The following is a 26,799-nucleotide window of genomic DNA, read 5'->3' as shown; positions in this document are numbered from 1 at the left end:
ATCAGCGTTTTAAAAGCGCAGAGCGCAGTGTATAAAAATAGGCCAACCAGAATTTCTCTGGTCGACCTATTCATGCGTAGAGTCTATATAGGTTGCCTGTGCATCCATTGCGTAGCTACCCATTTAACGCCTCGGATAACGGGTTCGCCGCTATGCAGCGTTAGTTCATTGATTCGGGGATCGTCATAGAAGTATTCGAAGTATAAGGCGGAGCCTTTTGTCGGTTTGACGGCAATCCCTAAGCGAGGAAAGGTGGTTTCCCCTCCCTCTTCCACATCGTTCAAGTACATGATCAACGTGCTTATTCGATTGTTACGACTAGAGGGATGTTGGGGTCCGAAATAGTCGTGATGCGGCTTAAATTCTTGCCCGGGCTCGTAATGCAGGATTTGTAATCCTTCACTGTGAGAACGAGGTACATGCATCAAACTCGCAATACGGTTTTCAATCGCAACAATGAACGGACTTTCGTTTGCGTCAAAAAACATGCTGCTGCTCGTGCGTATTTGGCTGACTTCTTTGTTTGCTAATTTCGATCTCGTCAAACGAGACGAAGCCGATTCGATTAAGGCTTGGCATTCGTCATCGCTCAATACTTGCTCGAATTTCATAACCAAAGGTTCTTTGTTCAGAACTGCAGCGGTAATGATACGATTGTCGAGGCTATAAGATGATTGAATAGGTACAATAGAAATTTCCGAAATCACAGAGTCGGCCTCCACAATTCGAATACGGACATTTTCCACTAAATACCTATAGAATAAAAAAATAGCTTCCATTAATGAATGTAATTTTCTACATAATCTTTATACTATTTGCACTATACAGCTCTCCTCCATCGCAAATTCGCCGTTCATATCGGTTACAAATTCATTGTTCTATCGCAACGCTTGAAATCTTTGCACGGAATTTCAAGCGGTAGAACCACAAGATTCCTATATGCAGGGCGGCAAGAACGAGATAAATGTTGCTAAATAGATGATCGCTGCCCGGATCGACATGAAGCGGATTCCATTGGAAAGACGAACCCTGCGCCACGATCATGCCGTAGACGCCTGCAGCCATTCCTTGGGCAATGAAGCCGGCCATCGAGAACAGCCCCATGCCTACGCCAATCTGGTCCTTGGGCAACGATCTCGATATCGAATTGGACATGGCGACCTGGATGAAGGATTGGCCCACATTGCCGAAGACAAGAAAAAGCGAAATCCATAACGGAGAAATCCCCGTAAAGACGGACAATAAAGCAAAACAAATGATTAAAGATCCGGAAGCCACAGAGAACAGAAATGCATTTCCTTTCAGATCCGCCAGCTTCCCGCCTTTTCTTCCTAGAATCGAGGAGGCTACCGCCGCGGGAACCATGGCGAATCCGATCCATTTGACATCCAGACGATAAACTTCGGAAAGCAGAATCGGAGTTAAGAAAAATAAAGATATACCTATGCCGCTGATGAGAAAAGCCAGCGCCAGTCCGACGGCATACTGCTTGTTATGGAACAATCGCGGTTGGATAAAAGCTTCTTTAGCCGTTCGTATGCGCACGATGAAGAGGATTAATGCCGCTAATCCGACAACCGCGATCATCCAGTTTCGGTTGGTGACCCCGAGTAAAAGAAGCGATAAGGTAACGGCAAGCAGGCTTCCGCCCAGCCAATCGAATTTACGAGGAGCTTCCTTCGTTTCGTATTCCAGATATTTTCTATAAAACGGAAGCAGCAGCAGAATCAACAGAGAGGGCAGGAATAGCCACCTCCAGTTCGCAAAGCTGACGACAATCGCGGATATGACGGGCGCAAGAGCGCCTCCAAGCGCAAGCCCCACGGCTGTCATGCTTAAGGCCGAACCTCTCTTCTCCGGCGCAAAATACCGTATAGGGATAATCAGCGCAATGGCCGGAACAGCCGAGGCTCCCGCGGATTGCAAACACCTTCCGAGGAGAGCCATCCAAAAGCTGTGAGAAACGAGTCCAATGAGCGACCCCGCCGCAAACAGCGATAGACCGAACGTCAGAAGACTCTTCAGTTGGAATCTGTCCGCCAGCTTCCCGTAAACCACGGTTCCGAATGCATAGATTAACGTATAGGCCGAGGACAGCCAACTCGCCTCGGCAAGATTAAGGTGAAATTCCTCGCTTATTTGCGGAAGCACAACGTTAAACATAAGAGCGCTCATCGACGAGACCATAACCGTAAACATCATTAGACGCATTAATACCGGGCCTTTTTGCTGACGCGAATCGGAATTCATGTTTAGACACCTCTTTTAATGGATGTATGCAAGTACATACTTGCATTGTGGGGAATAAAAAACTAGGGAGTTAAAGCCCTAGCGAATAACCGTACGCTTTCCTCGATAAACTCGTTCAATCTTTCTTCGTTTAGGTTGCCGTTGAATGCGCCGCGATTCATCCACATGAAAGATAAAGCCTGCATTTCGGGATTCGACGTCTTCAACACCTTATGTTGATCCGACATGTCGATCAAATATTTCGTTAACAGATTTTTCAGCTGTTGCGGGTGGCGCCCGGCCTCCTCATAGACTTCCTCAGGAAGATTGCTTCCTCCCTTCTGAACGATTAACAACAATTTTCGGTTTCGATTCATGATCTTGTGATACGTTCTACTGATCGTGAGGAGGTCTGAATGCAGCTCCCCCTTCAGCGTTCCGTTAAAAAGCTTCGTCATCTCTTCGGCATAATGGTAGCGGCTAACCGCGGCCTGAAGGAGCTTCTGTTTCGTGCCGAAATGGCGAAATAACGTGACTTCATTTACGCCGGCCGCGCTAGCGATTTCCTTGGTCGTTGTAGAATCGTATCCCTTGTCAGCCATGAGATCGATTGCCGCTAGCAGGATTTTATCGCCGGTGCTTTGATTGTTGCTCATTATTCCATCCCGCCTTAATGCAAGTACTTACTTGCATCATTAGTCTATTTCACTTTTGTGATCATGTCAAGAACCGAAAAGAGGCTGTCCCATAAGCCAAGTCGCTTGAGAGAGCAACTTGAAGCGCTTATGGGACAGCCCCTTATTTCATTACTTTTATCTCAATGTTTTCAGAGCGCCGCCCCAAGAGATCACTTGGTCGAGCATCGCATTGACGTTGTTAAGGTGCAGATCATTCGGTTTGAACACTGTGCCGTTCTCGAAATCCGTAAACAAGGAGAGTGTCGGATGCACGCGAACGTCCGCAATCATTAATTCGCCCATAATTCCTCGCAGATGTTCGGCCGCGCGAGCTCCGCCCGTCGATCCGTAACTTACGATTCCCGCCGATTTGTTGTTCCATGCATCCCGGGCGAAGTCGAGCGCGTTCTTTAATGCGCCCGAAATGCTGTGATTGTATTCTTGCACGATAAATACGAAGCCGTCCAAGCTTGCAAGCTTCCCATTCCAGGCTGCAATCCCCGGTTCCGTACCATCGGTTGTACCTAAGAACGGTAATTTATAATCGGCGATATCCACAATCTCGTAATTCGCATCCCCGCGTTTATCGGCGATCCCCTTTACCCATTCCCCTACTTGCGGACTTACGCGCCCTTCGCGCGTGCTTCCTAAAATAATTCCGATATTAAGCTTAGTCATTCCATGACCCTCCCTGGTTGTTTTGCCGAATAATTTATCCCACAATCCCATGTTCTCGCACCACCTATTATGTTACCCTGATTTGCTTGTTTCTTTCCGAATCCCTTACCTTGGTTAAATCACTAAGCGAATGCGATTTCCCGACGGGTCGGCAGTCAGGAACTCTTCGCCCTCTTCCGATACGGAGGCGCCGATCCGTTGTAAATTCGCAACGGCTTGCGCCCGAGCCTCGACGTTCGGATAGACGACGGTATACGCTTTAAGGCCGACGCTGTTTTCAGACGGTTGGGGCGCGCCAACCCCGTTCCATGTATTAAGACCGATATGGTGATGGTACTTGCCGTTGGCAATAAACAGCGCTTGCCCGCCGAAACGTAAAATTAGCTCAAACCCTAGTCCCTCAAGATAGAATGGTTTGACTTGGTTCAAATCGGAAACGTGCAAATGGATATGACCCATGACGGTATCGGACGGCAGACCGTTCCAGGTCCGCTCTCTTACGCCCGCAAGCAGACCTCGGAAATCCAATGGGTCCGTAGACATCGCTACCTCGTCGTTATTCCATGTCCACTCCGAAGGATCGCGATCCCGATAGACTTCAATCCCGTTCCCGTCCGGGTCCGACAAGTACAGCGCCTCGCTGACCAGATGATCGGCCGAACCGATCGGGATGTTCCGTTCGGAAAGATGCACGACAAACTGCGCCAGATCGGAGCGCGAAGGAAGAAGCAAGGCGAAATGATACAGTCCGGTTGTTCTTCCTTGTTTGGCTACAACGCCATCCGGCTGCTCGATCGTTAACAGGACGGTCCGTCCGTTGGCGGTTAACTCTGCGGATTTCTCGGTCTGATTGAGTACCTGGAAACCGATGATCTGTTGGTAAAATTCCAGAGAACGGTTCAGATCCGTTACTTTGAGATTGACTTGACCGATGTACGTGTAAGGCTTGCGATGGAAGTTCATTTGTCACCTCCGCTAATTTTGTTATTTGAAGCGAAAATCAGCTGGTCTAGAGCGAATTTTCGCGAAGTAACTGTATATTAAATAGTTAGTTACTTTATGTAAGTAATTCTACAACACAGAATAGCAACTAGTCAAGATAGTTACAATAAAAAAGTAATTAAACATTCAATACAAAGTGTCCCCCGTATCTGTAGCTCGAACTTCCTTAAGAAATACACCCAGATCGCATTTACCGATGCTTGATCGACTTGACCCGCGAAGTTCAAATTCATTTGTCCGTCCGTCACAATGACTTCAAATGAATAAGGGAAACTGAAGAAGCGGCCGCGAAGAATTTTGAACATGTCGTATCCCGAGATCAATTGCTGCCCCTCCGCTTCCACTCTGAACAGCCTTTGGTCTTGTGCTGTTTTGACGAGCTCCGCAAAACCGAGAGTCACGCGATATTTGCCGTTGGCGACGTCAAATTGATAAGCAAATTCAGATCCTTTGCGGGCTGTCTTGAACGTTTGGACGTCCAGTGCCGAGCTTGAATCCCTGGACAATATCGCAGCCGTCGTGCTGGCGGTGATTGTCATGCCGAAATACCCCCAACCAGTGCTCGAAGAATAGGCAGCATCCGCTGACCATGCGTTGCCGTTCGAATCGGTTAGGCTCCTCCGCCAACGTTGACGCGCTGCGAATACCCCGTCGTAACCGTAATTGGTAGTGTCAATATATCGCCAAAGAGTCGACTCCGTCATGCACCATGCGCAACTCCAACATGTAGCTGCCGGGCGTCGACGGCGCGACGATCGTAAAATCGAATTGCTTGCGCTGGCCGATACCACTGACATCTTCCCCGTTTAAGTATACCCGCTGGTTGTTCGCAGCTGTGTCCTCTCCGCCGTCTCTTGAATTCACAATCTTAAAGTTGTTGTTCGTCAGCGTCGCCAGTCGATAGTTCCGAAGCGAACTCGGCAATCAATTCGTCAACACTAGAGATCTCAATTACCGTCATCTCGCTTAACCATTGTCCGGGCTGACGGAACTTCTCAAACCAGTAATCCCCCATCGAGGCCATCTATGCATTCGTGATCCTTATGATCGGCACGCCATGCTGATAGTCGCGAATATAGAGCTTAGGTCCGGCTTGGTTAACAATCCCTTGCAAGGTACCGACAAACAACAGGAAAACGACTAGCGAGCGAATCAAAGCGCGGAATCTCATCATTTTATCCTCCTCATAACTTGCGGATGGATTACTGCAATCATTTCAATGAAAACGCTTACTTCCATCAAAAACAAAAAAGAGCCCCATGTTAAAACCTGGGGTTGAGTATATAATGGTAAAGTGAAGGAGGCGTTATATCTAGTGGAAGCTATAGGAACAGGACTGAAACTATTTGCGTTTATAATAGTTATTTCATTATTCTTTTCTGTGGTAGGTTTTCTAGTCCAAAAATATTTAAGTGATTTCTTTGACAAAATAATAGTAAAAATATTTTCTTCTATAAGAAAAGAACGCCTTTAGTCGGCGCTCCTTCCCATAATTCGCTTATTCGAGAGTACACGCGAACGGTGTACTCTGCGTGAACAACCGCTCCATAGGCGGCAAGTTTTCCGGCAATTCTGTTAACAAATGCAGGTCTTTTTCTTGCTGCCGTTTCGGCCCATCGTCTCGATCTTGCTATGTATTCCGCTGCTAGCGGCACTTTGCAAGCCGTATTGCCGACATCTACATCTACTTTACCGATCGCCTTGGCGACTGTCTTCGCTTCCTCCGTTAACGGCTCAACGTATGCGCCAACCGAAAATAACGAAAGTATTCATAACATAGCGGACCCAGTTGCGCTCGTCGTGGATGGTATCGCGCGCTCTTGCCAAATAACCGCGTATCTCCTCTATCTCGAGCGCATCGTCTTGCGCAATCGATACATAATTGGCATACGTGCTCCATCCGCTCAATGCAATCAATTCCTCCGGCGAATCAATCCACTCCAGCGCCAGCTCACGCGCATAAGGACTTTCCGCAGCCACTCTCGCTACCGTATACTCGGCGGGCGCATGCCAATTGGCTCCTGCCATTCACTGCTGCTGTTGTTTTTTGGTGATCGTTTTCGGATTGCCTGCATGACTTCTTCATAGGTCATCTATCGTTCACGCTCCTGAACACCTAATTCTGCTTGGACATTTTATAAACCAATACCATCGCATTAGATCTTGCTCCAGGCTTGCATAAGCTGCCCGCTATAGCGCTGGTACTGCTCTGGACATCCGGCGGGAAGTAGCGTTGGTCTATTTGCATATCCTCGCCTTATGAGTTACGATGTTTATATCGACAAATTTGCAGGTCTAAAAAAGGAGGTTCACACGCCTATGTGCCCCCGTAGCAAAGAACAAAACGAGCTCATCCGCCTGCAGCGCAGGGAACAGATTCTGGACGCCGCCGCGCGCGCCTACTTCCGCACAGGCGGAAGCTTCGATATTCGGGACGTCGCCCGGGAGGCCGAGCTCGGTTACGGCACGGTATACCACTATTACCCCAACAGGCATTTATTAATAGAAGATGTGTTGGGAAGCGGCTTCGAGCGATGCGAGCAAGCTCTGACAGAATGGGCAAGCAGCGGAAGCCCGGATGACAGGCAACTGTTGACGTATTGCAAGGCACTGCTCCGGCTGTGGCAGTCGGACGCCCGCGCATATCTCGTCTACAAAATGGCGGCGGAGCATTATGTAGGCCTCCCTGACAAGGATCGGCGCCCCGCCAAGAGAAGGTTTATGGAACGGCTGTACGTTCCGCTCCAATCGATCTCCCAGTGCGAAGACGACAGCGTCGACCATCTGCTTGCCGTGCTGGTCGGCTGCTGCGGGCTATATTACTATGCGGGTACTACTGGGCTGGACGCCGATCGAATCGCCAAGCTCGCGATGCAAGCTATTACAAAGGAGTCCTGATACAAACATGGTCATCTTAAAAAGCAAACAGGAAATTGAAGCCATCCGTAAGGCATGCCAAGTGGTGGCCGAATGCCACCGTACGATCGCCCTTCTTATCAAACCGGGAATCACGACAAACGAGATCGAACGCATCTTCGAGGACCTTATCTTGAAGCACGGCGCCAAGCCCTACACGAAAGGCTACAAGGGCTATCGATATGCAACCTGTGCCTCCGTCAACGATGTAATCGCGCATGGCTTCCCTAGCGATAAGCCGCTTGAGGAAGGCGATATTGTAACGATCGACACGGTCGCGGAGCTCGACGGCTGGCTCGGCGATTCGGCCTGGAGCTATGCAGTAGGGAAAATCTCGCCGATGGCCGAGAAGCTGATGCGCGTCACTAAGGAATGCCTCGACCTCGGCATCGCGCAGGCGCTGCCCGGCAATCGGCTCGGCGACGTGACGAACGCGATCCAGCGGCATGCCGAATCAAACGGCTTTGGCGTCGTCCGCAATCTTCTCGCGCACGGCATCGGCCGGAACCTGCACGAGGAGCCGAATTATATGCATATAGGCAAGCCCGGCAAAGGTCTCCGCATCAAGGAAGGCATGGTGTTCACCATCGAGCCGATGATCACCGAAGGCACCTTCCACATGACGATCGATTCGGACGGCTGGACCGCACGAACGCTGGACCGCAAGCTCGCCGCCCAATACGAGCATACGATCGCCGTCACGGCTGAAGGTCCGCAAATCCTGACCGCGCAATAGAGGAATTAGAGGCTGCCACTTAAGCCAACCAAGGGGCTGCCCCTCTCTTCGATGCTATACGCTCCTGAAATGGAAATGGGGAAACCCGTGAAAAGGTGATTCCAGGAGCGTATGAGGCAGTCTCCGGACTACGCTTGACCCACAACACTTCCAGATAATCCCCAGAAGTTATTCGTATAATTATCGAAGATGCTTTAGTGGCATACAATCCCTGATCTTGGTTGATTTATACGATTTTCCCCACAAACGTTTGTCGTTTGAGTCTGAGCTGAGTTGCTTTGTGCGGTTTTTCCTACAAGCGTTCGGCGTTTAAGCCTGGTTCGAGCTGCATTGTACGAATTTCCGACTAAACTTCCCTGCGTAAGCTCATGTGTGCAAATAGATCCGTCGTAAAAGTTAAATATCCAATAAATTGGAAACGATGTGGGTCATAATTAGGTCTCCGGGAAGTACATCCCCCTTTTTTGTCTATCGATTACCTAAAACAACTCCGCTTATGAGACAGCCCCTACCTTTATACGTAGCGGCCTAGTATTATTTAACGCTCTCCATTCTGGAAAGACAAAATAGAAGGAACTTAAATATTAAAATAGATAGCTACTCCATTTCCTGCTCAATCAAAATATCCGCCGATTATCTCCCGATACAGAGCATCTCCATAGCTTGTAGGCGTAGGCTCCTGTTTAATAAGCTTATAAGAATGCAGCCCTATTTGGGACCGCACGGGCGACAGGAATACCGCATGCTTCAATTGCCCCTGCGCCCAGCTTGCCAGTTCGTAGAAATGCGTCACGATATAGATTCTCAGACTTAAATCATGGCCGACAGCAAGCAGGTCCATCGCAATGGCCGCCCCTTCGCGCTCCGTAGTGGAAGCAAAAGGCTCATTCATCAGCAGCAGGGAACGAGATGTCAGTTGATCGACGATCCGGTCGAGCCGCGCCAATTCCTCATCCAACTTACCGCTTCGCATCGTATCATCCTCTTCCCTGGTGAAGTGGGTGAAGATATGATCGCATGGCTGGGCTCGGAAAGAGGCGGCGGGCACGAACATTCCGCATTGCATCATCAACTGCGCAAGCCCCACGCTTCGCAAGAAGGTTGTTTTCCCTCCTTGGTTCGCTCCGGTAATCATAAGCACGCGCATTCCGTCGGCTTGCAAATCGTTCGTGAACGGTTGCCGACCGATACGGATGGCCATGCCGGGGTCGTATAGACCGGTAAAAGAAAGACTTCTATCTTCGGACGCTATCGGCAACGGAAAAGCCGCCTCGCATCCCCGCTTGGTCAATTCATCATGCAATTGCGTACATCCCAAGTAGAAGCTGCTCTCGAAGCGCAATAAATCCGTGAAAACTAAAGTCTTATCGATAAAACGTCTCACGATCCGAAGCAAGTTGGACAAGGCGCTCTCTTCGATTTCTTTCAAGCTATGCGCGAGAAGAAAGGATCCGGAATTCCCCAGTTTTAATCTCTTTAACGAAAGGCTCGAAGCCGCCTCTATCCTTCGAAGCGTATAGCCTGTCCCTTTGAGCCCGTTCCCGATCTTTCCGCCGATGATCAATTGTCCTTCTCCAACGGCTTGTCGAAGACATTCATGATGAGTGCGGGCATCCGCCATAAAGGCGTCCGTATAAGCCTGTTCCAATTGCCGGAATAAGGACGTCAACCCCGTTGAACTACAGCTCGGAAGCACGGCCCTGCCAAGATCCCGAAGTTCCCGAAGCTTGACCAAGAGGACGGGAAGAAAATCGGTTGCGGTTTTTAGCTTTTCCCTTATCGGAACGTTGCGCGAGAAGCTCGGTTTCATTAGCGTCCGATAAGCTTCCGACTGTCGCTCAATATCGGATGCGATAAAATATAGGCGGTGGATAAGGGACGGATCAGGAAGGATGTCCCCAAGAATTCGCTGTCTGTACAAAATCGTATTCTCGTCGGTCAGAGGGTTCAGAAGGAGCATCTTCATCGTCCTATATACGAACGGGTCTTGACGGGACATGGCGCTTAAGATCGGTTCGATATGTAAATCCTGCAAGAGCGGTTGTTCGTTTACTGGCAGCTCGAGGTTGAGCTCCTGGGATTCATGCAGCAAATTAGGTTTCATAGTTGAATCCGTTCCTTCAGTCTTTGTCTCGTCAAACCATATTTACCGGCGATGGAAGAGGCGTGAACAAGGCCATCGGCACGCTGTCTCCGGATTCGGAAGGTTCGCTTAGCCGGGTTGTAGTCCTCAGTTACCGCAACCAAGCTTACGATCCGATCATGAGCGGCCGCGAGTTCGAAGACGTGCGTGACATACAGGCACATGGAGCCTTTCCGCAACAAATGCCGCAGAACGCTGCTCCCCATGGCATAGGCATCGTGAGTCGTCGTCGTGAAGAACAACTCGTTTAATAGGATAACGCTTCTGCCGGTGGACTCCTCTAAAATAGGCTTAAGCCGGTGCAGCTCGTCCTTAAGCTTCCCCGATTGATCGCCCGGAAGCTCCTGCGAGGGAAAGTGCGTGAAGATGCGATCAAAATCAAATAGAACGGCCTCCTCGCACGGAACTGGGCAACCGATGGAGCTTAAGTGAAAAATTTGACCGATCGAGCGGACGAACGTCGTCTTGCCGCCCTGATTCGGGCCGGTCAGCACGCATATCCTTTCCTGAGCCTCCAAATCCAAGTGATTACCGATTATGGCTTGGTCTGAGTTAAATGCGGAGGATGCCAAAGAAAGGTCATATCCCCCACGGATACGGAGATCGTTCGTGTCGGAGATTTTCGGATAATTATAGGCCAAACCTCTCTTTCTCAAGGCTTGGAAGTACTGCAGGCAAGCGACGTAAAATTGGATTTCCCGATCGAAAACCATAAGGGAGGATTCAATAAAGTCCATGTGCCTGGCATAATACGTTTGCAGCTTCCGAAAGGGTTCGGGATGCTCCTTCTTGATGGCGTTCAGCAGGGTCGTCTCCGCTTCTGTAAGCTGTAGACCGCCGGACAGGTGCATCTCGACGATCTCCTCGTTCCCTTGCCCTTGCAGGAAAACGCGGCTTAACGCTCGGCAATAGTCCTCCTGGTCGTCATCGTCAATAACTATTTTAATTTTGCCTCCTGCAAAGGCCATGCTGAACCGAATTCCGCTGAAGACTTGTTGTAACTCGCACGTCGCCTTGAACAGAGCACTGAAGTACGAAGTATGAATGTAGTACGTAAGCCATTCTTGGAAACGTTTAAGCCCTTTGGACTGCAATTCGACTGCCCCCAAAGTATGATGCAATTCCATAACCGCCTCGCAATAGAGGTGAGCGGCATCCAGCAGCCACTTCATCCGCTGGTCTCTATCCGCGAACGACCGGCTATATTGGGCATATTCCCGAACCTTCAGCATGCTCCTAGAGAAAGCTTCCATCGAATGGACCGAAACGGAGCGGTCGATTTCCTTCATGATCGCGATACGATAGCGAATAGACTCAATAGATTCGAGCTTTCGATAAAACAAGGGCTCCACCCCGTACTCCTCTTTCCCCTTCACGATATCTTGGATGATCTTATCCATATGAATATCTTGGAGAAAATCGGAGGAATGACGCTCTTGCTCAATCGTCGATGGCTGCAAGTGATCGAACAGGATGCTCGGATATTCCATTTAAAGCTCTCCTTCCGCCCGTGTTAATAGATCCTATAGCTGGTCCACATCCCTAAGATAGTCTTCTACGATAGAGCGCAGGATCTCGGATACGGAATAGTCTCCCTTGCCGCAGCGCCGATCGATCTCCGCCCAATCCTTCTCTGGTAAAGTCAGCGATATCTTCCGGGTAATACCGATCGCTTTACGTCCTGCTCCTAATCGGTTACCGCCTTTTGTGACGCTCGATTCAGGCTGTACATTTTTGCTCCCCATATTCATCACCTCTATTTATTTTGATGGGATCTCAGCAATAAATCAATTTATGCTACCTAAATCAAACTTGAATGACATCCGGCGAGACAAGCAAAAACCTTCGACGTCCTCTGACGACGGAGAAGCTTTGCGGGGACGATGGTCCTATACAACAAATAAGCCGCGATTTACGCGACTTGTTATCCGTTTATGGTCCATTCGAGTTCATGAAGCTGTGCCTTGAAGTTTGCGACGATCCCGCGATTGTCGTTTGTAATTATCCAAACTGGTTAATGTAGGCTTCGCGATAATTGTAGGGGACAGCCTAATCATCCACAACTCCATTTACAGCTCTGCCACCATAATCGAGCCTGCCTTTTAACTCATCACATTCTTCCTCTTTATCGACCCCATAAACAAGGTTATCGCCTTACTGTTTTGTTGCAAAAAAAGGACCAAATATATTCACTAATTCTGTAGTCCACACGTGGTCTTCTAAACATGATCTCAGGTTTGCATATTCCATCGTCTTCATCTTCGTGACTCCAAAATCGGCAGATCGTCATGATGGAATTACACATAACAAAATACATCGATTCGTTGCAGAACGAGATCGATGCTTTGTAGACGTAACATTTATCCTTTTTTCTTTTTCAGAATAGCGCTCGCAGCAGCAACAACTAACAGTAACGCACCAGCTATAATAATCCATGTCGTGACGTCAAATTTGTTTGAATTGCTTTTAGATTCGTCTACTTCTTCGCTTGCCTGGGCGCTAGGAGAAGGCGTTTCCGGCATTTCTGATGGGTTAGGAGTACTGTTATCTACCATTTCGTTAGATTGTGATGGAGATGGAGCCCTCGCAGCGGGGGATTCCGAAGCGGCGCTAGAAGGCGATGGTATCGGTTCAACGATCTTGACTTCCATGGCGTAACTACCTTCTAAAGGATGTCCATCAGCGCTTATGATTTTCCAATTCACTGTATAAACACCATTGGTTAAAGGTGTCTCGAATGTAACGGTCATTACTTTGCCCTTCACTTTAATATCGCTTAGGGTCTGTTCCTCGCCTGCTTCGTTGGTGACTTCCACTTTGCTGAGCGGTTCGATCTCTTCATTAAACGTCAGTTTTAGCTCGGATACTTCAGTATCCACAGTATTGTCAGGCACAGCCGACACAAGCGCCGAATGAGCAAAAGCGACATTCGGAACGGTCCATATTATGGATAATAAAAATGCGATTGTTGCTGTTTTTAAGATTTTCAATTTTCTTCCCCCTTCATGAAAATTGTATTCTATCATAAAAGGAATGTTTCAACATGACTCTTAAGAGCTAAGTCGTTGTGACCAACTGCAAGGTGAACTATTCTGTTCTAAAGAAAATACCATCCTTATCACTGTCAATGTCAAGTTTTAAATCATTTACAATCCATTCATCGCTCTTCTCAACGAAAAAACGGTAACCGCCAAGAGGCACAATAATTGCGGGATCTACCGGCTCAGCACTCGCATTAATACCGACTGAAAAAGGATTGTTTCCTCCTCCGGCATACTTTGCATAGATCCGTACGTATTGCCCATTTTGCAAGCCCCATTCTTCTTTGAAGGTACGAATCGCTTCGCCTGTAACCAGAAATGACATGATCATTTCTCCCTCCTCTATCTTTTCGGATCAAAGCTTATTTATGGTAAAACAATCTATTTTTTTCGATATACGCATGCTCCGATGCCGGAATGTCGTCTTCGTAATAAATTGCGCCAACAGGACAAACCGCTTCACAGGCTCCGCAAGAAATACAGATTTCCGGATCTATAAAATACATATGTTCGCCGTCAACCGACGTACCTTCCGTTATACAATCAACAGGGCAAACGAGAGTGCATTCCCCTGCCGTCTCTTCAATACAAGCAGATGTAATGATATAAGCCATTATTCGTACTCCTATCGTATAAAATAAAAATCGCTGCTAATTTATGTTACAAAACGACTATCCCAATCGATTAATTCATCTGTTGCGAGAGTTAATCAGCACTTTTGCGCTTTTCCTCTGTATGTTGCCGTCCGGAAACTCGCGCCACAGCCGCAACTTGCTTTAACGTTAGGATTGTCCATTGTGAATCCTCCTGTCATCCCTTGGACCAAGTAGTCGATCTTCAGGCCCTCGAGAAACTCAATGCTCCTCGAATCGACAAGTACTTTAACTTCTCTTATTTCTAAATACAAATCATCTTCTGTTTGGATATCGTCAAGTTTTAAATCATACGACAAACCGCTGCACCCTCCATCAACGACACCTACTCGCAGGAATAAGTTATCATCGTTCTGGGCCAGCATTTCTTTAATTTGCTTGGAAGCAAACTCGCTAATATCTATCAATTTTCCCACCTCGACTCATTTTATTAGTCTTTCATTTTTTATACAATGTAGTTTACAATGTATACTAAAGAATATAGACCGAGTTCTTCGTTTAAGTCAATGTTACTTGTAAAATAAATAGCTGAATCAACGTGCTCAGAAATCATCATGTCATAGAAATAAGGATTAAACTGGGTTAAAATAGAAAGAGCGACAGCCTTGGATTGGAAAAAGTCCTAGACTGTCGCTGCTTTGATGAGGTTAATTTTAGACTATTTATTTTTCTTACGCTTTTTACTTCAGGGAGACAAGATAGTCGGCAAGTTGATCGAAAGTACCCTCAAGACCCTGTTGAAGCATTGGGGCCATACTGTTGTAGGCTTCTTGTTCCTCAGAAGATGCGTTCACCGGTCCACCTTTCAGTGTTAGTACCGTTTTACCTTCATCATCTTCTAGCGTGATGATATTCAAAATTTCAAGAGGCCAGTTCGCGCTAAAAGGCGCTCGGATAATATTGCCTTGTTCATCGGAAAAGGATTGGATAAAAGCCACTTTTTCAGGTTCGACAACCTCTTGGTATACAAATTTCCCCCACATTACGTGATTTCCGTCAAGAGACCTCTGAAAACCAAAAAAGCTGCCACCTGATCGAGCGTCCATTTTAACGACTTCGAGGTAGAACCCCTTTGGTCCCCACCATTTCGCGAATTGTCCCGGCTCTGTCCATGCTTTAAATACAAGTTCACGAGGGGCATCGAAAACACGTGTAAAAGCAATTTCAAACGATTGATTCAAATTGTTATCCATGAGAATCCTCCTTTTATTTTAAAGCGAAACTATGCCCAGCGATAAATGTAAAAGTTTGCTACAGTGTACTAGAAGCCTGATCCAGCAGGTTGGCCAGGAGACCGTAATCGGGTGTATCCTCTTTACGAATTTTTAGCCATTTCCTCTCGTCTGGTCCTTCAAATCCTTTTGGAAACGTAAGTCCTGAAGCATTCATGATCATGAATGCAATGGCATCCTTAGATGGTGATATAACCGCTGCATAATGTCCATGTTTCAGAAAATGGGGCTTCTTGTATTGAATACGTTCTTCAGCTTCCGGAATAACCTGATGTACCATCTCGCGCAGTTGGTTGCTGACCTCAATTTGCCACGGTTGACCAAGGTTCTCGATAAATGCTGAAACTTCCTGATTCATCATTTCTGTTGCAACTCCTTTTCAGTTTGTTTTGGAAAGACTTAGCGAATTGACAAAGATTTTCACGTTCTCTTGTATGAATTGATCGAGACTGATACCTGGATAATTGTATCCAGATTTCAAATCGTTAATGAACGCGCCATATTGAGCCATCATGAATGTAAACGCCTGCATGGTGGGATTCGTACAAGCTACTTGTTCTCTCTCTCTCATTGTAATGAAGTAATCTGTCAGAAACGTCAACAGTTGGCGAGGATGCTGTAGTCGACGTTCTTTAAAGCCCGGGATATGGACCTCATCTTTTAAGGCGATCAGAATCAGCTTTCGGTCTCGATTCATGATTTCATGATATTTTTTGCTGATGGTTAGTAGGTCGACTTCTAACTCCCACACAATCTGTTCGCTGAAGAGTACTCGCATTTCTTCGGCATACTGAAATCGTTCAAGGGCGGCTTCCAGCAACTTTTGCTTACTTCCGAAATGTCGGAAAAGTGTCTTTTCGCTTAACCCGGCACATGAAGCGATTTCCTGCGTCGTGACGCCATGGTAACCTCTCTCCGAAATTAAGTCGATCGCAGCCCGTAACAATTTCTCCGTGCTCCCCAGCTTGGTTTGACGCATGATCAACTCCCTTTCTGTAGATTGCATAATGTCTGTCAGTGGTGACTGACATTATGGTAATCCAAAATTATCCTCCCGTCAAGCCCACAAATTCTCCAGCTTTCTCGTTTATAAATGAAAAAGCAACCGATCGTTACGATCAGTTGCTTCGGCTTTTCTATCCAATCAGTAAGTTTCGACTACATGAGCGGTAAGTTGCCGATTGGCGAAGTCGAAGACGAATTCCACGACTTCGTTATCCCGTTCTACTGTCAACGTCGACTTTGTCGAAGACCCGCTTCGAGGGTAACTGTCGATCGAAAACGTCTGAGACAACGTTCCATAAGGAGCTACGGCATAATCGAACGTGCCTCGGAACGGAAATACGAACGTACGCCTATAAAGGCCATTTCCCGCATAGTACATGCGCGTTGTCTCGCTGTTGGAATCGTTATTGATCGCACCGACCTGGTGCTGGAAGCTGCCGTAAAGGATAACGCGGGCCGGAAGCTTGACGCCGGTCTCCGGATCAAAGTCGTTTGCCGCGCCAAAGGATGCATTTGGGAGCGGGTTGCTTGCTCGGCCTCGGAGATTATGCTCCGCCTGCCACAGCCGCTTGATCATCTCTTCCTGACCGAATCCGAGCGGACAGCCGTCGCTTGCCTGATTGGCTTGATAAACGTCGGATACCGCTTCGCCTTCGCCGCTTGTCGGCATCGGGATTTGGCAGCTGCCTAATGTTCTGCGGATCGGCATTTGCAAATAAGCATGGAGGTTGTTCACGGCCGTCCATTTGAAGGCATAGTCCAAAAATTGATCGCGGCTCTCCGAATCCTGCGAGGCAAACCACGCAATTTGATCGTAGCCCCACCACTCCTTCCAGGCTCGGCGCTCATACGGAATGCCGTCGTTTTCGCTGAAGAACTTCCCTCCCCAATTATCGAGCTCCATCAACATCGGCAAAGTATCGCAAGTCCAGCCGCTTGGCGTTACGCCGCCCTCGCTGAATCCCTCTTGCACCAGTGCGAGCTTCTCTCCTGTCCGATCCAAGATCGGCATCCGCGAATAAGGCATCGAATGAAAATCGAACAAAAGCGTGCCGTTAATATTCACCCCGTGCGTATGCGCATCAAGCAGCACGATGCCTCGTCTGGCATGGTTTCTGGCGTAATCCCTGATCTTCCGGAACAAAGCGGCCGTTTTCTTAAACCCGTTGTCTTCAGCAGTATATAAATGAACTTGTCCCATATGGATCGCTTCATACCCGGCATCGATATAACGAACCGCCCTGTAGTAGAACCATAGCTGCGTCTCCAGCTTATTCAAGTTCGGAATGCCGCCGTCCTCATCCCATACGAACCCCTGCGGCTTCGAATCAAACAGCATGTCCGCATAACGGAACTTACGCCGTTCCACCGGCAATTGAAACGCCTCGAAAACCAAAGCCGGTATTTCAATGTTTTCCACGCCGCTGTAAACGGCTTCAAAAATGCAAGTCTGCAACATAATGTCCGGGTCGACCTCATGCACGCGTTCCGCAAGCGTCCGCGAGTTTCGGAAATGAGCGTCGTCATCCGGTTCCAGCAGCCACACGCCCGAGGCGCGGCCGAGAAACTTGGCGCCGATGCGGCCTATCATTCTCAAATCGTCATTCAACGTCGTGCTGTTGACCAGATCCGCGGCCGTAACCGCTCGCGAAAGGTAGCTTTCCAGCGTGTCGCGACTAATCGTTCCATTAAACATAATCTGGGTCATAAGTACCTCCAACATCGTGATTTGTCTCTAGGAAAAGTTGTCCACGATCCGTCTGGTATCGATTCCATATAGACGGATATTACTACTATACCATCACTTTTATTAAATGAGAGCTATTTTTTCGGGAAAATAAAAACCCGGTCATTGACGTGCCTAACCGAAAAAAGCTCGTGTTGAAAAGCCTGAATTTCCTACTGTCTAACGATGCATTTATTTTCAAGGTGGAGGCATTGCCCTCAACCGGAACGTTTACCGTTCGCGGCGGTGCCGGCGATTTGCAACCGAACAACAACCGGACCGGAGACGGGGTCCGGATCTACCTAAACATTGCCGTCATCAACAGCGCGCGAAATACACGTACTCTGGACCATACTTCCAGTTGGCTGCTGAAGCTTGCGCGCGTCTGAAGACATTCGAATGATTCGGGGTGCAATACACTAGCACAAATCTTTCTCATAGGAAACGAGTAAGTTGCCGTCTGCGTCGGAAAATATCGTCCCGCATTCCTCGCACTGCTCGTCAGCTGGAAACGGGGCGTTGATCGGCAGTTCCCATACGCTCATGTTTCTGCAACTCGGACAGTAGATCGTGAAGAGCGCTTTCGTCTTTTTAGCTTGCAAGGAAAGGAACGGTCCGAACTCGCATGCGGTTTTCCGAAGCGGCTTGGCTTGCTCGACCGTCGTCAACACCACATAGTAAGCATCGTTGCCGCAATCCAGCAGGCTGATCGTGTAGCCGTGCTTTTTAAGCCGCTTGTCGAAAAAACGGAGCAAATAGGGAACATGATCGCCGCGTTCCAAATCTTCGTTCTCTGCGGCGGCATATGCCCGTTGTTCTTCCAATTGCAGCGTGATATCCCCTTTGGCGAGTGCGGCTGCACGCGTTTGCAAAAACCGGCTGATCTGGTGCTGCTCCTCTTCGCCGGACCAATCGATCTGCAGCAACAGACCGTTTCGGATCAGCGTTTGCAACTGCTCCTCCGCTTGAGACGCCGGATCGGTTATAGGCAGTTGACGCTGCATTGTCTCCAGTTCGTCTGCCGTCATGATGAGCGGCAACGTTTGGGCAAGTTTTATTTGTTTCATATGTCGAGTCTCTCCTCGTTTCAAAATGGCAGTTGAAGCGGTCAGCGAAGCCGATTATGTTGCGGTCAACATGAGAAGAATTGGGCAACCTGCCAAACAAACGTTCTCGCATCCTATGTTACTATATGACGAAACCCTCTTCTATCCTTCCAATCGACTAATTTGGTCCTAGGGAGAACGTAGCAGGAAAATATCTGCTGGATCAATTGCTGAAATATGAGGTAGGTCTAGTCGTAAGCGGCAACAAGCTGCTGCAGCCAATCTAGTGGAAACTTCTTCGGCCGATCCCGACGCTTAATGGCGCTCTACAAAGGCCTGTCTGAAATCGAAGTTTTTTAGAGCTGCAAAATAAAACGTGTTGCCGGCCTTGGATGACGATCCTTGGGCTGACAGCACGTTTTTTTCTTTTAATAAACATTCCACACTCACAAAGACGCCGTCTATTGGGCAGGTGCCTGAATGGATTCCGGTATGCTCCGGTCTTCTCTCTTTTCGACGAATAGCGGATCCATGTATCCGAGCTTTGTCTTAATCTCGTTCATCTGCGCCTTCGCTTCGGCTTCCGTGTCGTAAATCCCCGCCTCGACGAAGTATAAGCCTTTTTTATCTTTAAGAACACGCATGTTCTCAACGCCGAACAGCATTTCTTCCGCGATCCCAACAGACTCTCCGAAAGGGAAGGATGCCGTACGCACGGAATATACCGGAGGTCGATCTATATTGCGCTCCGGATCCGAAGCGATTGTAATGACCACCTGTGCGGGCTCCTTGTACTCATGGACTTCGTAAGTTACCGCTTCTTTGAACGTTACGTTAAACCGAACCATCGAATCGTCCAAAGTAATGAGCTCGTATGCGTCCTCGATCCGTTTGCTCTTCTTTAACGCGGCGAAATCTTTAACTGCGGAAAATTTCCTGGCGCCGCCGACCGTAAAAGTCATCGTATGAGGATACTCCGAGAACGAGACGTGGAAGGAGCTGGCCACCTGCTGCGCCTCGCCGTTCTGCGCGAAGTTCAAAATGATGCTTTCCTTGTTCCCCTGCTCCTTCACCGTTATAAAGTTAACGTCCGTCGCGTCCTGGATCGTTCCTCCCCCTGCGCTCCCTTTGCTGAACTGTAGAATTTTCACCAGTGTGCCCAGTCCGGGAACCTCTTGCAAGCTATTCGCGAACGTCGGAACCGTATTGATGCCGATTGTAAAAACGATGAGCAAAGCTGCCGCGCTGGCGCTTACCCGTCCGATCCACCGCCGGCTGCGCCGTCTCGCATTCGGTTGAACCCGCTGCTGTTTTCCTCTCTCTATTCCTTTGACAACGGCTATTGACAACTCATCGGGAATGTCGATCTCGTCGTAAGCTTGCTTCATTCGTTTGAGCCTCTCATCCAATGGACTCACTCTCCTCCAGCTTGATTTTCAACCGCTCCAGCCCCCGGTAGATGATCGATTTCACCGAACTGAGCGGCGTATCAAGCACGTCCGCAATGTCCTTGAGCTGCATGTCCTCGAAATACCTTAACAGAATAGCCGTTCTGGATTTCTCGTCGAGACTGCCCAACGCTTTGCGCAAATCCATCGCTTCTTCGTTATGGTTCGGTTCATAGCTGCCTTCGGCTCCCGGTTCCGCGTATACGACTTTTTTCGATTTGCGTACGAAATCCAAAGCGCTGTTAATCGCAATTTTCGTTAACCATGTATTGAAGTATTGCGGCTGCTGCAGCTTATGGACGGCCAGGAAAGCGCGATATACGGTCTCCTGCACGACTTCGAGCGCATCCTCCCTGTTTCTTACGTACGTATAAGCCATACGGTACAGTCGCTCTCTCTTGGACTGGATCAAGATCGTGAAGCTATTTTCATCGCCGGCTATCGCTTTTCTCGCCAGCTCCGCTTCTTCCATTGCACCAACCTCCCGTCGCCAGAATTCGGAAAGACGCGTTTAACCGTGTGACTCCCCGCGTCGTTCGCATGCCGCAATGCCGAGGGGAGATATCCATTGAAAAAACTTATTTTAGTTCGTATACGACTTTATTAACCGCATCGCCGGATTCCATGTCGATTTCGTACAGCTCGAACGTCAACGGCTGATCGCCGGACAGCTTGCTTGCGGGAATCGAAACTTCCTGAGTGAACGTCCCCCATTCCGGAGCGCCCATCGATGCTGTACCGAAGCCTTCCGCAACGACGACGTCGTCTTGTTTCACGGCGTAATTGTAGGTGCCTTCATGGACCCGCGCTTTGCCCGTCACCGTATATTGAACGTTGGAATCGGACACTTTTATGCTGCGGAACGTTTTAGCCGCTTTCCTCGTACTTACGGCAGATTCCTTATTCAACTCGAAATTCGTTTTGTTCACGGCATCGCCGGATTCCATGTCGATCTGAAACAGTTCCATCGTCAGAGCTTGATCGTCGGACAGCTTATTCGCGGGAATCGAAACTTCCTGAGTGAACGTCCCCCATTCCGGAGCGCCCATCGATGCTGTACCGAAGCCTTCCGCAACGACCTCCCCGCTTTGCTTCACAGTGTAGTTGTAGGTGCCTTCATGGACTCGAGCTTTGCCGGATACGATATACTGCACGATGCGATCCGATACTTTGACGTTGCGGAAAGCTTCTTCTTTGGCCGTTTCTTCGGCGGCTTTTACGGCAGGCTTAAGGAAGCTTTGGTCGAATTGTTGCGAAAATTTCTGCGCCCAGGACGTGTTCATGACTCCGAAAAAGGCGGAGCCTCCGATAACGACAGCCGTGCTCAATGCAATGATTTTTTTATTCATGGTTGTGTACTCCTTATATTGTGATATTTTTCGCAGCTTCATGAAGTTACATTCGTTAGACGCAGAGGTTGTTCGAAAAGACGCAATAAATCGGTTGGGAATTTTTTGCTGCGAGGAACGGCGCACTTGCGATGACTTTCCATGGCGCTCCATTATAGGAGCAGGACCGGGACTGGGGCTGTCTCTAGCTAAGAAATTCGGAGCGAACGGATTTAAGGTTGCCCTTGTCGCTCGTAACCAAGAAAGATTATCCGCTATGGAAAAGGAACTCCAGGAACTGCATATCGAGGCGCGCGCTTTTGCCGCGGATGTTAACGACTTGGCTGCCTTAAAACAAGCCATACAGGCTGCGAAATCGGAATTTGGCTCCATTGATGTATTGGTACCTAATTGAAAAATGACGGTGTTAAGGGTGCTAACCCCGCGCCGTCATTTCGTATTTGAGGTCTACTGCGACCTTCTTGAGCAAATTTATGGACAAATTTAAGGACAGCCGTGAAGACAGGTCTCGAGCGCGTCTTTCATGCGCTTGGAGCGGAAGCGGTTGATGGTGGGAAAGTCCGGACGTTGAAATACAAAGAAACCGTTCCTTTCGAAAATGGTTGGGTGGTACCTCCATTTTATTATGAAAGAACGGTTTCTTTTTGCGTTTTTCAAAGGTTAATCTCGATAAAAAAAGGGGGGGATACATCTCCACAAAAACATTAATCAAGATAAAGCAAAGGCTCGCTCTTACTGATTAAATAGCTCATAATAATCCATCGTCGAGGTCTCCACGAAACCGCAGGATTGGTAGAGCCGCAGTGCATTGGCGTTCTCCACGGCCACTTGCAGCATAATGTCCCCTGCGTTCGCTTCCTTCAACTTATCTATTGCCTTTAAGAGTGTCGCTCTTCCGTATCCCTTGCCGCGATACTCCGGCAATACGCCAAGCCCATAGATGCCTCCGATGTCGGAAGACAACTGGATATGGACCTTTCCAATGATTTGTCGGTCAGCTTCGGCAAGATAGATAATCATGCCCCGCTTTTCTTCCTCCTCAGGCAGGATCATCCCCTCCTCTTGCTCGCTTGTCCCCTCTTCTCCTAGCTTGTCGCCAAAGTATATCGCATTCTGCCGGTGAATTTCCCGCGCGTCGGCATTCGTCGCCTTACGAAATGTAATGCCTTCTAGGTCATTGCTTATCTCCGGCCGGTTCCCCCGGTAATACATCTCATACTCCGAATGTCGGTACTTTGCTCCGGTGCCTTGGACGAACGCTTGCCCGGCTTCCGATTTCCGATCGCTTAGGAGAAGCATGCTTTCGGGGGATCTATGCCTCCCCTCTGCCACAACAAGCTTATATAATGTCCCGAAGACGCCTTGACGCCTATAGTCCGGATTCACCATGCCGTTTACTTCGAGCGGCGCATCTGCGCCGCCGAATTCACAAATCCCCATGTAGCCAATTAACTCATGCCCATCGAAGTACATGAATTCATTGATTGGGCGGGTCCCCACGCATTCTTTCTCTGAATATGCGCGAAGCTTGTAGTCCAACTCGAGCTTCAGCGTCGTCCGATCTTCGCGGATACACTGCTCTTGGAGTCTATTGATCAAGTCAAAGTCTTCTTGGCAAAGCCCCTCTCTGAGCTTCAACCACGGATTGCGAATAGTCTTCATAGGACACCTCATTGGCTCGATAAACGCACTTATTTTAATTCTTGCATAAATTGTTTGAAGTTTTCGGCGATTTCTTTTGACCGAAGATGGTGTAAATAATGGCCTCCTTCGAATGTCATCATTTTTCCCTGTACGGAATGATTGGCTTGCTCCTCATGAAGCGGTATCCATCCCTCATTACTTGTGTTACCCGCATCTACAAACAAAATAAGGGGAAGCTCTTTGGGGAATTCTGAATGTTGAGCCCCATTAAAGTTAGAAGAAATATTCTCCATTTCATTCAGGACAGATTTATTATACATGTTTTTAAGCGTAATCATCCTCATTTGTTCCTTGGCTTCTTCGTCAAACGGCAGTTCGGCATAAGGGTCGGAACCTAATTTCAGCAGCAATCTGCCGAAGCCCGATTGCTTCAGTAACTTAAACGTTGTTATAGGGAATGTGACATCCATACCCCCTTGCGTAGGAACACTGCTGTCGATTCCAGCAAATGCACGCACCTCGTCCGGATATTTGTTCGCGTAAGCCATCCCGTAAATGCCTGCAATAGAATGGCCCATTAATGTGTAGCGGTCAATATTAAGCTGTTGTAAGGCTTCATGAATTTCACTTACAATATTGTCCGTGTTCCGCTCCTTATTCGTTCGATCGCTGAGTCCATAACCGAAAGGCTCGATCGCGACGACCTTGAAATCGAGCGAGAGCTTGTCGATGAGCTGCTTAAAATCAAGAACCGGTGCGGCTGTTCCGTAACCGGGCAGGAGCACGACGGTTTCTTCGCCGTTCCCTTGAATCAGAACATTCATTTTTTTCCCATCCACAGGCACTAACTGGCCATAGGCTTGAATTTTTCCTTGCTCTATTTTGCTGCTGATCTTATCAACGATAAAAACAATGGCTATAAAAAGTAAAATTGCGCCAGCTATAGCTGCCAGAGATTTAAGGATAATGCGAAGCGGCTTGCTCATCCTCTTTTTCGTTACCTCTTCTTTAAGTTCCATGCGTATCTTCTCCTGTTCTCGCCGGTTAGTTCCGGCTATCTTATCGGCTGATAAGGAGAGTTTACACGACGAAAATGTACGGCCCATGACGGTAATATGAACGCAGTATGAACAAGCAAAAAAAATTACGGCCATACACGTACAAAAGCTTGCACATGATGCCGTGAAGTTAAGAATGAATTACTCTGCCGGAGTTGTAATGGGCAAGGTGACAATGACGGTCGTCCCTCTTCCGGGTTCGCTCTCCACTCGGATATCGCCTTGATGAAGCGATACGATCTGTTTCACGATAGCCAGACCCATGCCGCTGCCGCCATACTTGCGGCTATGGGAGCGGTCAGCCTTAAAGAACCTCTCGAAGATACGCTTCTGATCCTCGGGAGAAATACCGATACCCGTGTCGGTTATTTGGACGGTCACGTTTTTGATATCTTGTTTCATGTTGACGCTAATCATACCGCCATCCGCGGAAAATTTTACGCTATTGCCGAGTATGTTCGTCCATACCTGGTTTAATTGATCATGATCGGCCATTATTCGAACGGCCTTCAAATTGAGCTCGAAACGGATGCTGCGAGCCGACCATTGCGGCTGAATCGCGACGATGACTCGCCTGATCTGTTCATCCAGGCTGAACGTGGCCAACTGCAGCTGCTGCGACTGCGATTCCAGCAAACTCAGCTTGAGCAGACTGTCGCTCATCTTGGACATCCGGTCTGCTTCGGCGATGATGATATCGAGATAACGGCTTCGCTGATCGTCGGTAATGCCTGCTTGTTTGAGCGCCAGAGCATAACCGGATATCGAAGTAAGCGGCGATTGGACTTCGTGCGATACGTTCGACACAAATTCCCTGCGCATCCGCTCAAGCTGCTGCAGATCGTGCATCATTTCTTCGAAGCTTTGAGCCAATGTGCCCAGCTCGCCCTTTTGCTTAATGTTCAGCTTAACGTTGAAATCGCCGCCTGCGACTTGCCTGGTCGCTTTTGTCAGCTTTTTGATCGGTCTGACCAAGAACATGGCAGCAACCAGAATCAATAAACTTCCCGTAACCAACGCGAAGATCAAAAAGTTCCAAATCCACTTAATGATAAAAGGGGCCGAAGGAGGGCCGATCGGTTCTATAAACATGGCTTTCGTACCCGTATCTGTTGTAAACGGCAACCCTAACAGAGTAGTCGAGATCCCGCTCGGATTGATTTGAACAATTTCCCCGGCCAATACTTTTTTCACTTGTTCCATCGTCACAGTGGCAGGCTTATGTCCGTTGACCGTTCCATAAGACTGGAACTGGCCCGGTGCTTCGTAAATACGAAGATGATAGGATTTGAGCTGGTTCATTTCGCTTACGAATGCATCCGCTTCAGGTAACGGGAGCTTCTTGTAAATCCGGGCAATGTCCTGGCCGAAATAAAGCAAGGGGATTTGCAAATTTTCATTTAATTTGTCTCTAAACACCCAAGTTGCCACAAAAAAGGAAAGCACCGTGCCCCCGATTACGGAAACTAAAAATGTCAGGACGACTCGTGTATATATGGATTTAATCATTCGCAAACCTCAAGCCGGTAGCCAAGTCCGCGCACCGTCTCGATACGAAAATCGGACGTGTCAGCGAACCGTTCGCGCAGACGTTTAATATGGACGTCTATCGTTCGGCTGTCTCCCGCATAATCGATCCCCCATACCTGATCGATCAGTTGCTCGCGCGTATAGACTTGTCCGGGTGTTCCGGCCAGCTTATACAGCAATTCGAACTCCTTGAGCGGCAGCGTAAGCGACTCTGTTCCTCGCATTACCTTATAAGTCTGTCGGTCCAAGGTGACGTTGCCGAACTGGATCATCTGCGTGGTGCCAATCCGGTATCGTTTCAGCAAGGCCTTGACACGGGCCGTCATCTCCAGCGGATCGAACGGTTTCGTCAAATAATCGTCCGTTCCGAGATCGAAGGCCTTCACTTTCTCCCATGTTTCGCCTCTCGCGGTCAGCATAAGCAACGGAAGATCGGGATTGGCTCTTCTGAGCTCCTTGCATAACGTCCAGCCGTCCATAATCGGCATCATAATATCGAGCACGACAAGATCGACATGCGTTGAAGCATAGACGGCCAGCGCTTCCTTGCCATCCGCGGCTTCAACCGTTGCGAATCCGTCGTTGCGCAGAAATAGACAGACGAGTTCGCGAATGTTCGTATCGTCGTCGGCCACCAGAATCGTCGGCATCTCTTCCCTCTTTTCCTTGTTTCCGTCTCATGTTGA

32 protein-coding genes and 1 pseudogene are annotated in these 26,799 nt (G+C 48.5%); 5 read left to right on the top strand and 28 right to left on the bottom strand.

Annotated elements, in window-relative coordinates:
- Nucleotides 1-83: 83 nt before the first annotated feature.
- The 8 genes from J4772_RS13110 to J4772_RS13075 all read right to left on the bottom strand — a co-directional run bounded on the left by J4772_RS13110 (nt 84) and on the right by J4772_RS13075 (nt 5,760).
- Nucleotides 84-707, bottom strand: coding sequence for a 2OG-Fe(II) oxygenase (locus tag J4772_RS13110; RefSeq protein ID WP_209075542.1), 624 nt, complete (start codon nt 705-707; stop codon nt 84-86).
- A gap of 163 nt (nt 708-870) precedes the next feature.
- A complete protein-coding gene (locus J4772_RS13105) occupies nt 871-2,250 on the bottom strand; it encodes an MFS transporter (RefSeq protein ID WP_209075541.1) in 1,380 nt (459 codons plus the stop codon).
- Between the two features lie 62 nt (nt 2,251-2,312).
- On the bottom strand, nt 2,313-2,885 hold the full coding sequence (locus J4772_RS13100; protein WP_209075540.1) for a TetR/AcrR family transcriptional regulator: 573 nt from the start codon (nt 2,883-2,885) through the stop codon (nt 2,313-2,315).
- A 156-nt stretch (nt 2,886-3,041) separates the two neighbouring features.
- On the bottom strand, nt 3,042-3,635 hold the full coding sequence (locus J4772_RS13095; RefSeq protein ID WP_209075539.1) for an NADPH-dependent FMN reductase: 594 nt from the start codon (nt 3,633-3,635) through the stop codon (nt 3,042-3,044).
- A gap of 63 nt (nt 3,636-3,698) precedes the next feature.
- On the bottom strand, nt 3,699-4,547 hold the full coding sequence (locus tag J4772_RS13090; protein ID WP_209075538.1) for a VOC family protein: 849 nt from the start codon (nt 4,545-4,547) through the stop codon (nt 3,699-3,701).
- A 140-nt stretch (nt 4,548-4,687) separates the two neighbouring features.
- Nucleotides 4,688-5,290, bottom strand: coding sequence for a malectin domain-containing carbohydrate-binding protein (locus J4772_RS13085; RefSeq protein WP_209075537.1), 603 nt, complete (start codon nt 5,288-5,290; stop codon nt 4,688-4,690).
- Nucleotides 5,259-5,510 carry a hypothetical protein gene (locus tag J4772_RS13080; protein WP_209075536.1) on the bottom strand — a complete coding sequence of 84 codons (252 nt, stop codon included), beginning with the start codon at nt 5,508-5,510 and terminating at the stop codon, nt 5,259-5,261. The genes J4772_RS13085 and J4772_RS13080 overlap by 32 nt, the downstream gene beginning before the upstream one ends.
- A 100-nt stretch (nt 5,511-5,610) precedes the next feature.
- Entirely contained in the window at nt 5,611-5,760 is a 150-nt protein-coding gene (locus J4772_RS13075; protein ID WP_209075535.1) for a hypothetical protein, read from the bottom strand.
- A gap of 141 nt (nt 5,761-5,901) precedes the next feature.
- On the opposite strand from J4772_RS13075, the gene J4772_RS13070 reads away from it, so the two are divergent.
- Nucleotides 5,902-6,060, top strand: coding sequence for a hypothetical protein (locus J4772_RS13070; RefSeq protein WP_209075534.1), 159 nt, complete (start codon nt 5,902-5,904; stop codon nt 6,058-6,060).
- Nucleotides 6,061-6,161: 101 nt separating this feature from the next.
- Here the strand turns inward: J4772_RS13070 and J4772_RS13065 are convergent.
- Nucleotides 6,162-6,653, bottom strand: a pseudogene (locus J4772_RS13065) (DNA alkylation repair protein); the annotation flags it as partial.
- A gap of 252 nt (nt 6,654-6,905) precedes the next feature.
- Here J4772_RS13065 and J4772_RS13060 point away from each other — a divergent pair.
- Together J4772_RS13060 and map are read left to right on the top strand one after the other, a co-directional pair.
- Nucleotides 6,906-7,484: a TetR/AcrR family transcriptional regulator gene (locus J4772_RS13060; protein ID WP_209075533.1), complete on the top strand. Its 579-nt coding sequence runs from the start codon at nt 6,906-6,908 to the stop codon at nt 7,482-7,484.
- Between the two features lie 7 nt (nt 7,485-7,491).
- Nucleotides 7,492-8,238, top strand: coding sequence for a type I methionyl aminopeptidase (gene map / locus J4772_RS13055; RefSeq protein ID WP_209075532.1), 747 nt, complete (start codon nt 7,492-7,494; stop codon nt 8,236-8,238).
- 613 nt (nt 8,239-8,851) lie between these two features.
- Here the strand turns inward: map and J4772_RS13050 are convergent.
- The 11 genes from J4772_RS13050 to J4772_RS13000 form a co-directional block, all read right to left on the bottom strand.
- Entirely contained in the window at nt 8,852-10,342 is a 1,491-nt protein-coding gene (locus tag J4772_RS13050; protein ID WP_209075531.1) for a MutS-related protein, read from the bottom strand.
- Nucleotides 10,339-11,871, bottom strand: coding sequence for a MutS-related protein (locus J4772_RS13045; protein WP_209075530.1), 1,533 nt, complete (start codon nt 11,869-11,871; stop codon nt 10,339-10,341). Before J4772_RS13045 ends, J4772_RS13050 begins: the two co-directional genes overlap by 4 nt.
- A 33-nt stretch (nt 11,872-11,904) precedes the next feature.
- Nucleotides 11,905-12,126, bottom strand: a complete 222-nt coding sequence (locus J4772_RS13040) for a ribbon-helix-helix domain-containing protein (RefSeq protein WP_247741085.1) — start codon at nt 12,124-12,126, stop codon at nt 11,905-11,907.
- Between the two features lie 615 nt (nt 12,127-12,741).
- Nucleotides 12,742-13,371 carry a copper resistance CopC family protein gene (locus tag J4772_RS13035; RefSeq protein ID WP_209075528.1) on the bottom strand — a complete coding sequence of 210 codons (630 nt, stop codon included), beginning with the start codon at nt 13,369-13,371 and terminating at the stop codon, nt 12,742-12,744.
- Nucleotides 13,372-13,468: 97 nt separating this feature from the next.
- Nucleotides 13,469-13,747 (bottom strand): HesB/YadR/YfhF family protein, encoded by a 279-nt coding sequence (locus J4772_RS13030; protein WP_209075527.1) that lies wholly within the window; start codon nt 13,745-13,747, stop codon nt 13,469-13,471.
- A gap of 37 nt (nt 13,748-13,784) precedes the next feature.
- The gene (locus J4772_RS13025; RefSeq protein ID WP_116062496.1) at nt 13,785-14,036 is read right to left on the bottom strand and encodes a 4Fe-4S dicluster domain-containing protein; all 252 of its coding nucleotides are present in this window, start codon (nt 14,034-14,036) and stop codon (nt 13,785-13,787) included.
- Nucleotides 14,037-14,131: 95 nt separating this feature from the next.
- On the bottom strand, nt 14,132-14,491 hold the full coding sequence (locus J4772_RS13020; protein WP_342772501.1) for a HesB/IscA family protein: 360 nt from the start codon (nt 14,489-14,491) through the stop codon (nt 14,132-14,134).
- Between the two features lie 264 nt (nt 14,492-14,755).
- Nucleotides 14,756-15,268: an SRPBCC family protein gene (locus J4772_RS13015; protein ID WP_209075526.1), complete on the bottom strand. Its 513-nt coding sequence runs from the start codon at nt 15,266-15,268 to the stop codon at nt 14,756-14,758.
- A 58-nt stretch (nt 15,269-15,326) separates the two neighbouring features.
- Nucleotides 15,327-15,665, bottom strand: a complete 339-nt coding sequence (locus J4772_RS13010) for a DUF1801 domain-containing protein (RefSeq protein WP_209077131.1) — start codon at nt 15,663-15,665, stop codon at nt 15,327-15,329.
- A 21-nt stretch (nt 15,666-15,686) separates the two neighbouring features.
- A complete protein-coding gene (locus J4772_RS13005; RefSeq protein WP_209075525.1) occupies nt 15,687-16,286 on the bottom strand; it encodes a TetR/AcrR family transcriptional regulator in 600 nt (199 codons plus the stop codon).
- Between the two features lie 165 nt (nt 16,287-16,451).
- Nucleotides 16,452-18,020: a hypothetical protein gene (locus J4772_RS13000; RefSeq protein ID WP_209075524.1), complete on the bottom strand. Its 1,569-nt coding sequence runs from the start codon at nt 18,018-18,020 to the stop codon at nt 16,452-16,454.
- A gap of 230 nt (nt 18,021-18,250) precedes the next feature.
- Between J4772_RS13000 and J4772_RS12995 the strand changes: the two genes are divergently transcribed.
- Entirely contained in the window at nt 18,251-18,427 is a 177-nt protein-coding gene (locus J4772_RS12995; RefSeq protein ID WP_209075523.1) for a hypothetical protein, read from the top strand.
- A gap of 30 nt (nt 18,428-18,457) precedes the next feature.
- Here the strand turns inward: J4772_RS12995 and J4772_RS12990 are convergent, their stop codons facing one another.
- The 4 genes from J4772_RS12990 to J4772_RS12975 form a co-directional block, all read right to left on the bottom strand.
- Complete coding sequence (locus J4772_RS12990; protein ID WP_209075522.1) at nt 18,458-19,105, bottom strand: DUF6630 family protein; 648 nt, start codon at nt 19,103-19,105, stop codon at nt 18,458-18,460.
- A 440-nt stretch (nt 19,106-19,545) separates the two neighbouring features.
- Nucleotides 19,546-20,472, bottom strand: coding sequence for a DUF4179 domain-containing protein (locus tag J4772_RS12985; protein ID WP_247741084.1), 927 nt, complete (start codon nt 20,470-20,472; stop codon nt 19,546-19,548).
- A 13-nt stretch (nt 20,473-20,485) separates the two neighbouring features.
- The gene (locus tag J4772_RS12980; RefSeq protein WP_209075520.1) at nt 20,486-21,004 is read right to left on the bottom strand and encodes a sigma-70 family RNA polymerase sigma factor; all 519 of its coding nucleotides are present in this window, start codon (nt 21,002-21,004) and stop codon (nt 20,486-20,488) included.
- 106 nt (nt 21,005-21,110) lie between these two features.
- Nucleotides 21,111-21,881: a Gmad2 immunoglobulin-like domain-containing protein gene (locus J4772_RS12975; RefSeq protein WP_209075519.1), complete on the bottom strand. Its 771-nt coding sequence runs from the start codon at nt 21,879-21,881 to the stop codon at nt 21,111-21,113.
- Between J4772_RS12975 and J4772_RS12970 the strand changes: the two genes are divergently transcribed.
- Nucleotides 21,814-22,275 (top strand): SDR family NAD(P)-dependent oxidoreductase, encoded by a 462-nt coding sequence (locus J4772_RS12970; RefSeq protein ID WP_371822853.1) that lies wholly within the window; start codon nt 21,814-21,816, stop codon nt 22,273-22,275. The genes J4772_RS12975 and J4772_RS12970 overlap by 68 nt on opposite strands.
- 338 nt (nt 22,276-22,613) lie before the next feature.
- On the opposite strand, the gene J4772_RS12965 is transcribed toward J4772_RS12970, so the two are convergent.
- The 4 genes from J4772_RS12965 to J4772_RS12950 form a co-directional block, all read right to left on the bottom strand.
- Nucleotides 22,614-23,543 (bottom strand): GNAT family N-acetyltransferase, encoded by a 930-nt coding sequence (locus tag J4772_RS12965; RefSeq protein ID WP_209075518.1) that lies wholly within the window; start codon nt 23,541-23,543, stop codon nt 22,614-22,616.
- A 29-nt stretch (nt 23,544-23,572) separates the two neighbouring features.
- Nucleotides 23,573-24,544 (bottom strand): alpha/beta hydrolase, encoded by a 972-nt coding sequence (locus J4772_RS12960; protein ID WP_209075517.1) that lies wholly within the window; start codon nt 24,542-24,544, stop codon nt 23,573-23,575.
- 180 nt (nt 24,545-24,724) lie between these two features.
- Nucleotides 24,725-26,092: a sensor histidine kinase gene (locus tag J4772_RS12955; RefSeq protein ID WP_209075516.1), complete on the bottom strand. Its 1,368-nt coding sequence runs from the start codon at nt 26,090-26,092 to the stop codon at nt 24,725-24,727.
- Nucleotides 26,089-26,763, bottom strand: coding sequence for a response regulator transcription factor (locus J4772_RS12950; protein ID WP_209075515.1), 675 nt, complete (start codon nt 26,761-26,763; stop codon nt 26,089-26,091). Before J4772_RS12950 ends, J4772_RS12955 begins: the two co-directional genes overlap by 4 nt.
- Nucleotides 26,764-26,799 lie beyond the last annotated feature (36 nt).

Origin of the sequence: Cohnella sp. LGH (assembly GCF_017671885.1) — a bacterium.
Classification (GTDB): domain Bacteria; phylum Bacillota; class Bacilli; order Paenibacillales; family Paenibacillaceae; genus Cohnella; species Cohnella phaseoli.
This window is presented reverse-complemented; position numbering and strand designations above follow the sequence as displayed.